At 57.4% G+C, this 8,804-nt stretch carries 8 protein-coding genes and 1 tRNA gene; 1 reads left to right on the forward strand and 8 read right to left on the reverse strand.

The features are described 5' to 3' along the window. The coding region (ilvD, locus tag AAFM15_RS02020) for a dihydroxy-acid dehydratase (protein ID WP_341685031.1) at window positions 1–1,208 on the reverse strand (1,208 nt) is incomplete at its 3' end. Window positions 1,209–1,322: 114 nt separating this feature from the next. Further along, window positions 1,323–1,730: a heme-binding protein gene (locus tag AAFM15_RS02025; protein ID WP_341685032.1), complete on the reverse strand. Its 408-nt coding sequence runs from the start codon at window positions 1,728–1,730 to the stop codon at window positions 1,323–1,325. 175 nt (window positions 1,731–1,905) lie between these two features. Between AAFM15_RS02025 and AAFM15_RS02030 the strand changes: the two genes are divergently transcribed. Next, window positions 1,906–2,595 (forward strand): Bax inhibitor-1/YccA family protein, encoded by a 690-nt coding sequence (locus AAFM15_RS02030; RefSeq protein WP_341685033.1) that lies wholly within the window; start codon window positions 1,906–1,908, stop codon window positions 2,593–2,595. Window positions 2,596–2,687: 92 nt separating this feature from the next. Here the strand turns inward: AAFM15_RS02030 and rlmD are convergent, their stop codons facing one another. The 6 genes from rlmD to AAFM15_RS02060 all read right to left on the reverse strand — a co-directional run bounded on the left by rlmD (window position 2,688) and on the right by AAFM15_RS02060 (window position 8,750). Continuing rightward, on the reverse strand, window positions 2,688–4,127 hold the full coding sequence (gene rlmD, locus AAFM15_RS02035; protein ID WP_341685034.1) for a 23S rRNA (uracil(1939)-C(5))-methyltransferase RlmD: 1,440 nt from the start codon (window positions 4,125–4,127) through the stop codon (window positions 2,688–2,690). Window positions 4,128–4,188: 61 nt separating this feature from the next. Next, a complete protein-coding gene (locus AAFM15_RS02040) occupies window positions 4,189–5,022 on the reverse strand; it encodes a peptidoglycan DD-metalloendopeptidase family protein (RefSeq protein WP_341685035.1) in 834 nt (277 codons plus the stop codon). Between the two features lie 16 nt (window positions 5,023–5,038). Further along, entirely contained in the window at window positions 5,039–5,839 is an 801-nt protein-coding gene (locus AAFM15_RS02045) for a protein-L-isoaspartate(D-aspartate) O-methyltransferase (protein ID WP_341685036.1), read from the reverse strand. After that, window positions 5,836–6,621, reverse strand: a complete 786-nt coding sequence (gene surE, locus AAFM15_RS02050; RefSeq protein WP_341685037.1) for a 5'/3'-nucleotidase SurE — start codon at window positions 6,619–6,621, stop codon at window positions 5,836–5,838. Before surE ends, AAFM15_RS02045 begins: the two co-directional genes overlap by 4 nt. A 97-nt stretch (window positions 6,622–6,718) precedes the next feature. Next, window positions 6,719–6,794 (reverse strand) — tRNA-His (locus AAFM15_RS02055). 57 nt (window positions 6,795–6,851) lie between these two features. Then, window positions 6,852–8,750, reverse strand: coding sequence for a SurA N-terminal domain-containing protein (locus AAFM15_RS02060; protein ID WP_341685038.1), 1,899 nt, complete (start codon window positions 8,748–8,750; stop codon window positions 6,852–6,854). Window positions 8,751–8,804 lie beyond the last annotated feature (54 nt).

Consider the following 8,804-nt stretch of genomic DNA (forward strand, 5'->3'; position numbering starts at 1 on the left):
GGCCAGCGGGTGGCTTGGCTGAAGGCCACTTGCGTGGGGATGCCGGCAGGGCCAGCCATGTAGAAAGTCTTGACCGCCTCGGATGGATTGCGGGCGATGTCCCACTGGTCCAGCGCGTCTTTCATGGTTTTGGCGTGCACGGTGGGTACATCGGTGTGCAGCTTGCCAGCGCGGTCGAGCTCACCCAGGATGGCCATGATGCCGCCCGCACGGTGGACGTCTTCAATGTGGTACTTGTTGGTGTTGGGCGCAACCTTGCACAACTGGGGCACGACCTTGGACATGCGGTCGATGTCGGCCATGGTGAACTCGATCTCGGCCTCTTGTGCAATCGCCAGCAGGTGCAGGATGGTGTTGGTCGAGCCGCCCATGGCAATGTCCAGCGCAATCGCGTTTTCGAAGCCCTTGAAGCCGACGGCGCGGGGCAGGATGCCGGTCTCGTCGTTCTCATAGTAGCGCTTGGCCAACTCGACGATTTTGCGGCCAGCCTGCTTGAACAGCTGCTCGCGGTCGGCGTGCGTGGCCACCACGGTACCGTTGCCTGGCAGGGCCAGGCCCAGCGCCTCGGCCAGGCAGTTCATGGAGTTGGCGGTGAACATGCCCGAGCACGAGCCACAGGTCGGACAGGCCGAGCGCTCGACTTCGGCCACGTCGGCATCGCTCACTTTGCTGTCGGCGGCCATGACCATGGCGTCGATCAGGTCGAGCTTCTTGATCTCGATGGTTTTGGTTTCGGGATTGGCCAAGCGAACGCGACCGGCCTCCATGGGGCCGCCCGAGACGAAGACGACCGGGATGTTCAGGCGCATGGCGGCCATCAGCATGCCGGGGGTGATCTTGTCGCAGTTGGAGATGCAGACCATCGCATCGGCGCAATGGGCATTGACCATGTACTCCACCGAATCGGCAATCACGTCGCGGCTGGGCAACGAATACAGCATGCCGTCGTGGCCCATGGCGATGCCGTCGTCCACGGCAATGGTGTTGAACTCTTTGGCCACACCGCCTGCAGCTTCAATCTCGCGGGCCACCAATTGGCCCAGGTCCTTGAGGTGCACATGGCCGGGCACGAACTGGGTGAAGGAGTTGACCACCGCGATGATAGGCTTGGAAAAATCGTCGTCTTTCATTCCTGTGGCACGCCACAGGGAACGGGCACCCGCCATGTTGCGGCCGGCAGTGGATGTTTTGGAACGGTAAGCGGGCATGACTGGCTCCAGCAAAGTCTTTTGGCGATAACGCTCTATTATTCCAGACGCCCGAACGCAAACAGGCCCGCACACGGCGGGCCTGCCACAAAAGTCGCGCTTGGAAAAGGCAAATTACAGGCCAATGGCGGCAATACCCGCCTTCGCAATCTGGGCATCCTCGTTGGACTTGACGCCGCTCACACCCACAGCACCAATGCAAGCGCCGTCTTTCATGATCGGCACACCCCCTTCAAGCATGCCCGAAATGCCAGGCGCAGACAGAAAGGAGTAACGACCACCGTTGATGACGTCTTCATACCCCTTGCTTTCGCGACGGCCCATGGCCGAAGTGTGCGCCTTGGCCGGTGCGATCTGCGAGGAAATGGCAGGCGCGCCATCCAGACGCTGAAAATGCAACAGGTGACCACCCGCATCGACAATGGCAATGCTGACCGCCCAGTTGTTGCGCTGGGCTTCAGCTTCTGCGGCAGCGGCAATGGCTTTGACGTCAGACAATTCGAGAACGGATTGAGTTTTCATGTGATTTCACAGTTTGGCTAACAAGAAGTTGAGCATACACGGGCGACAAGCCCTGATTGCTTCACCTGTGCGCAAAACTGAATTGCTCAATAGCCCCATGTGATCACGGTATTAACACCTTACCGAAGCCGGATGCCTAAAATGAAGGCTGGTTTTTAAACAGGAGTTGATCCGCATGAGCCGAATCACGACATCTTCCACTTGGGGCCACAGCACCGACTTGGCATCGCGCAATCGAGTACTGCGCAACACCTACTGGCTGCTGGCCTTGTCTCTGGTACCAACCGTACTGGGCGCCTGGCTCGGTGTGGCCACAGGCATGACCGCGTCTTTGGGTGGTGGCCTTGGCTTGATCGTTTTTCTGGGCGGGGCTTTCGGTTTCATGTACGCCATTGAAAAAACCAAGAACTCCGCAGCAGGTGTACCTGTCCTGCTGGCGTTCACCTTCTTCATGGGACTCATGCTCGCGCGCATGCTGGCCATGGTGCTGGGGTTCAAAAACGGCTCCGAGCTGATCATGACGGCTTTTGCCGGTACGGCAGGCGTGTTTTTTGTCATGGCCACACTGGCAACCACCATCAAACGCGACCTCTCGGGCATGAACAAATGGCTGTTTGTCGGCGCCATTGGCCTGCTGATTGGCGGCATCGTGAACGTGTTTGTGGGCTCGCCCGTTGGCATGATGGTCTTGTCCACGCTGGCCATCATCATCTTCAGCGCCTACATGCTCCACGACCTCAAGCAGATCGTGGACGGCGGCGAAACCAACTACATCAGTGCCACCTTGGCGCTGTACCTGGATGTGTTCAATGTGTTCCAGAGCCTGCTGGCCCTGTTGGGCATCATGGGCGGCGAGCGCGACTGACCGCAGTTGCTTCCAGCAAAAGGGCTCCTTTCAAGGAGCCCTTTTTACTTTGCATTGAGATCACCACGCTGCGCTCGTGATGACGAAGGGTATCAGGCCAGCTCGAACACCGCCATGCTTTCCACGTGCGCGGTATGGGCAAACATGTTGACGACGCCCGCCGACACGCACCGATAACCAGCCTGGTGTACCAACAAGCCCGCATCACGCGCCAAGGTGGCAGGGTTACAGCTGACATAAACAATACGCTTGGGCGGTATCCAGTCTTGGCACAACTCTGGCTGCTGATGCAATTCCGCCAAAGCCTTGACCAGGGCAAATGCGCCTTCACGGGGGGGGTCCACGAGCCACTTGTCGGCCACCCCATCGGCCACCAGCATTTGCGGCGTCATTTCGAATAGATTGCGGGCTACAAAAGAAGTTGGCGCCAAAGCTTGCGCCCTACCCGACTGGTTGAAGGCATAGTTCTGGTGAGAGCGCTGCACGAGCGCATCCGAGCCTTCAATGCCCAGCACCTCGCCAGCCTGGGTGGCAATCGGCAAGGTGAAATTACCCAAACCGCAAAACCAGTCAATCACACGGTCTGTTTTTTCGGCCTTCAGCAATCGCAGCGCTCTGCTCACCAAAACGCGGTTGATGTAAGGGTTGACCTGGGTAAAGTCTGTGGGCTTGAAGGGCATGGTGATGCCAAAGTCGGGCAAGCCATAGGCCAGTTGCGTCCCCTCATCGAGCAAATGCACGGTGTCCGGGCCTTTGGGTTGCAACCACCACTGCACGCCATGCTCAGCTGCAAAATCGCGCAACTTTTGCGAATCGCTGTCAGACAAAGGCTCCAGGTGGCGCAAGACCAATGCGGTAACCTCGTCACCACAAGCCAATTCAATTTGCGGACAAGTCTCTCTGGCCTGCATGCTGCCAATCAAGGCGCGCAAAGGCATCAGCATGGTGCTGACCTTGGACGGCAGGATGGGACACACCTTCATGTCTGCGATGTAGCGGCTCTTGCGCTCGTGAAAGCCAATCAGCACCTCACTGCGTTTTTGCACATAGCGCACTGACAAACGCGCGCGGAAGCGATAACCCCAGGCCGGGCCTTGGATCGGTCGCAGCAGAGACTCTGGCTTGACCTTGGCCAGGTGCCAAAGGTTGTCTTCCAGCACGCGCTGCTTGATGGCCACTTGGGCAGCCGGGTCGAGGTGCTGCATCTTGCAACCACCGCAAGCCCCTTGGTGCAAACCGAAGTTAGGGCAGCCGGGCGTCACACGCTGAGAGGACTCGCTGTGAATGTCTGTGACGGTGCCCTGTTCCCAGCTGTTTTTCTTTCGGCCGACCTTGACCTCGACCAGCTCACCAGGCAGTGCGCCTTCAATGAAAACCACCTTGCCATCGGGACGGCGGGCGATGCCCTGGGCATCCATGTCCAAAGAACGCACGCGCAACCACCCCTCAGGCAGCTGCTCTTGTTCGTTCAGTTCTTCCAGGGAAAGTCCATCGAGGACGTCGGGGGTGTTTGAACTCAATGCTTCACTCATGCCCCGATTGTCTCAGGCTCTGACGGGCTGCACGACGCTGCCCGTAAATTCAATGCACAGCTTAGCGTGCAGGCAACACGCGCATGGGGTCTACCGGCTTGCCCAAGCGGCGCACTTCAAAGTGCAGCTTGACGCGGTCGGCATCGGTATTGCCCATCTCCGCAATTTTTTCGCCCTTCTTGACGCGCTGATCTTCCTTGACCAGCAGTGCCTTGTTGTGGGCGTAGGCAGTGAGGTAGGTGTTGTTGTGCTTGAGAATGATCAGGTTGCCATAGCCACGCAGGCCGGCACCGGCATAGACCACCTGGCCATCTGCTGCGGCCACCACGGGATCACCAGACTTTCCTGTGATGTCGAGCCCCTTGTTTTTGGCTTCGTCAAAACCAGCAGCCACTGCACCATTGGAAGGCCAGATGAACCCCAGTCCTTCGTCACTGAGCGGTGCAGGTGCCGCCTTCGAGGCTGCAGCTTGTTTGCTGTCCTCCGTCGCTGCAGTTGACGCTGGAGGCTGCGCAGCGATCGGCTGCACAACCACACCCGTGCTTTCCACCACGGCACCAGGCTGGGCCACCCGCAGGACCTGGCCAACCTCAATCACATCCGGATTGGACAAATTGTTCCAACGCATCAAATCACGCCAGGTTTGGCCATGGTCCAACGCAATGCGATGCAAGGTGTCACCTTGCTTGACTGTGTAGTAACCAGGTTTACCTGCATTTTCAGCCCCCGGCATGGGAGCGCTTGAAGCGATCGTCGTCGTTCGGCCAGCCATGGTCCGGCTGCTGCTGCGGTCCTCCACTGGCGCTGGCACACGCGTGCTGGTACAGGCAGAAACAAGGATCAGTGCCAGAGCACTGGCACCAAAACGAAAAACATTTGGAGAAACAAACTTCATAGACCAATGATAACTTTCAGGCTACTCCCGATTTTAGAGGTACGAAATGAACAGCCTCCAAAACCTCTTTTTGAAACCCTGTGTCAGTGCGCTCAACCACCACCAAGGCCTGTTGGCCCTGTGCCGTCGCCGTAGGAGCGATCAGACGCCCCCCCACAGCCAACTGATCCAGCCAAGGCTGCGGCACTTGTTCGCCTCCGGCAGCAGAAATAATGCCGGCATAGGGAGCGCCTTTGGGGAAACCGATCATCCCGTCAGCAAAAATCAGGTGCACATTGGGCAAGCGCAGGGTACGCAGATTTTCTTTGGCTTTGTCATGCAACCCGCGCAAGCGCTCGATCGAGTAAACCTCTGTCGCCACCAAGCTCAATACTGCCGCCTGATAACCGCACCCTGTACCTATTTCAAGCACACGCCCCAGCTTGCCAGAACGCCCTGCTCGCAACAATTCAATCATGCGTGCGACCACGTTGGGTTTGGAGATGGTTTGCCCCAAACCAATCGGCAAGCTCGTATCTTCATAGGCCTGGTTGACCAAAGCGCTCTCAACAAACTGATGACGTGGCACCTGGTTCATGGCAGACAATACCGCCTCGTCAGTCACACCTTGCGCGCGCAACTTTTCCACCATGCGCGAGCGAACGGCCTGAGAATCCAGCCCCAAACCCGATGCGACCGCTTGAAGAGCTGGAGCTCGCGCAGAGACTGAAGTCTTGGTGACAGGCATCGTCTGAGCGCCCGTTCGCGTCGAGCCAGCACGTACCAAAGACGAGCTGACACGGTCCAGCTGAACAGGAAACCCGGGGCGCTTGGTCATGCCTGCCCCTTGGAAGACAAGCGAGCCATCGTTTGGGCCCAGTATCCCAAGTGATCGTGATCAGTCAGATCCACACGCAACGGTGTGATGCTGACGTGTCCGTGCTCAGTAGCATGAAAATCGGTGCCCTCCCCCGCATCCAGAGCAGGCCCCGCGCTGCCAATCCAGTACATGGTCTCGCCGCGCGGACTGATTTGGGTGATCACTGATTCTGCAGCGTGTCTGCGTCCGAGTCTGCACAGCCGGTTGTGCCCCAGCTGCTCATCGGGTTTATTGGGAATATTGATGTTCAAGAGCCAGGGTGCTGTTTGCACCAGACCCTGGGCATGCATCTGCGCAATGATGTCGCTTGCACGACGTGCACTGGCATCCAAATGCGCCCAACCCTTGTCAACTTGCGAAAAAGCGATGGCGGGGATACCGAAAAGATAGCCCTCCATGGCAGCCCCTACGGTACCAGAGTACACCGTGTCATCACCCATATTGGCGCCATTATTGATCCCGGATACAACCAGGTCTGGCCTGTAGCCGAGCAGGCCAGTCAGCGCAATATGCACGCAGTCAGCAGGTGTGCCGTTAACAAACCTGAAACCATTGTCTGCCTTGTGGACATAAAGAGGCGCATTGAGGGTCAGGGCATTCGATTTGGCGCTGTTGTTGTGCTCAGGCGCCACCACCTCGACATCGGCAAAAGTGCTCAGCTGAGCATGCAAGGCCGCCAGCCCTTCAGCACGGTACCCGTCGTCATTGGACAGGAGTATTTTGAGGCGTCGATCGGACATACCAAGATTGTAGGTGCTGCATGCAAAGTAGGATGACGGATCTCTTTAATCGCCCAATAAAAAAGCCCCTTTGCGTTTGCAAAGGGGCTTTCATGTCTGGGGTGGCTAATGGGACTCGAACCCACGACAACCAGAATCACAATCTGGGACTCTACCAACTGAGCTATAGCCACCGTAAGAGCGAGATTATAGCGTCTCCAGGCGCGGGTTTACCCTTTTGCTCAAGATATTCATTTGGGCATGGGTGCCATGACCTTGACCTTCAGACGTTTTTTGAGCTCATCCACATACGCTTGGCCTTGCGCCTGTCCCCACAGAGCCTCAAACTCCTGGCGGCTTTGCTCGGTCTGAGCAGCTTGCGCTTCACGCGGCAGCACCTTGTTCACACGCACCACGGCGTAACCCTCATCTCCCAGATCTACACCCGTCATTTGGGGCAACTTGGAGGGATCGACACGCAGTGCAGCCGCCACCACCGACTCAGGGACACCCGCGCTTTGCTGCCGAGACACCACCTTGACTGCACCCAACTGGGCTTGTTCGGGGTGTTGTTGCCAAGCCTTGAGCTGCGCTTGCGCCTGCTCACGCACCATCTGGACAGCGGCATCCCGCACATACAAGGCTCGCACCTGTGCCTGAACCTGAGCAAAGTCCTGCACTTTTGCCGCCTGGTGGTTCACCACACGCGCGGAAACCAGCGTATTGGGAGCAACCTCTACCGCCTCGGTATTGCGGCGCTTGGCAATCGAATCTTCAGAGAACAGGGCCTGCAGCAACTTGGCGTTGCTCAGCATGCCCTTGTCAGCTTGTATTCCCTGGCGAGTCACACCAGAGACTTTGCGGACTTCAAGTTTCAGTTTTTGGGCCACAGGTGCCAAACTATCCGACTGCTCGTAAACAGTATTGGAAAAAACTTCAGCCGCTTCGGCAAATTTGGCTTGCGCTTGCTGCTTGCGCAGGTCCGCTTCGATTTGAGCACGCATCGATTCAAAGGAAGGAACAGGCGCTTGCTTGACATCGGTCAGCATAAGGATGTGGTATCCAAAATCAGTGTGCACCACTGGGCTGACGTCGCCCTTTTTCATGCTGAATGCAGCATCTTCAAACGGCTTGACCATGGCACCACGGCCAAAGTAATCCAGATCACCGCCGCGGGTGGCCGAGCCTGGATCCTGGGAAAACTTTCGCGCCAGCTCTGCAAATTTGGCCGGGCTTTTCTGGAGTTCTTGCTGCAGCTTTTCGGCTTGAGCAAGCGCCTTGTCCTTATCAGCCTGGGATGCACTCTTGTCGGCCGCAATCAGGATGTGACTGACACGACGCTCTTCTTTCCCGCTCAGGCGTTGAAGGTTTTGCTCGTAGTAGCTTTTGACTTCTGCTTCGGGCAAACGAATAGCTGACGCCAGTTGGGCAGCATCCAGCACCACATATTCCACATCTGCACTTTCCTGAGTCCGGAACCTCTCGGAGTGCTTGTCGTAAAACGCCTTGAGGTCAGCATCACTGGCGTTAACCTTGCTGGCCACCTGAGCAGGTGTCCAGGTTTGAACCTGAATTTCACGGCGTTGGTAGAAGGCATTCAGCGCCACTTCGGTTTGCGCCAGACTGGCCCAGGACGTGCTGTCCAGGCCCTGTAGCACTTGCTGTTCGGACAAACCTTCACGTACCTGGCTTTCATACATCTCTGGCGTCATGCCTTGGGAGGCGAGCAGTTGTCGATAACGATCAAGGTCCAGTTTGCCATCGGCCGAGCGTAGTCCTGCAATCACGGGGTCCTTCTGCAGCTGAAGCGCCAGACGGGTATCCGTGGTCACAAGCAAGGATTGACGTGCTGCAACGCGCAGGATCTCTTCATTGACCAGTCGCTCCAGTGTCGCCATTTTGGCCATGGGTGAATCCAGCAACTTGGGGTCTACATTCGGCGAAGTTGAGCGAATACGGTCAACCTCGCGCTGATGCGCTGCATCCCACTGGGCCTGCGTGATGGCCTTGCCATCAACTTCAGCCACCGTCGCGCCGCGATCACCATCGCGGTTGTAGCCATCGACTCCGAGCAACACAAACGAAGGAATGATCAACAGAAACAACAGCCCCATCATGAGCTTGGCGTTGTTACGGACGGTATCGAACATGGCTGTCTCTCGGTTTTCAAACAAAAAAGGCGAACACCGTGGTTCGCCTTTGTG

Origin of the sequence: Limnohabitans sp. (assembly GCF_038134685.1) — a bacterium.
Classification (GTDB): Bacteria; Pseudomonadota; Gammaproteobacteria; order Burkholderiales; family Burkholderiaceae_C; genus Limnohabitans_A.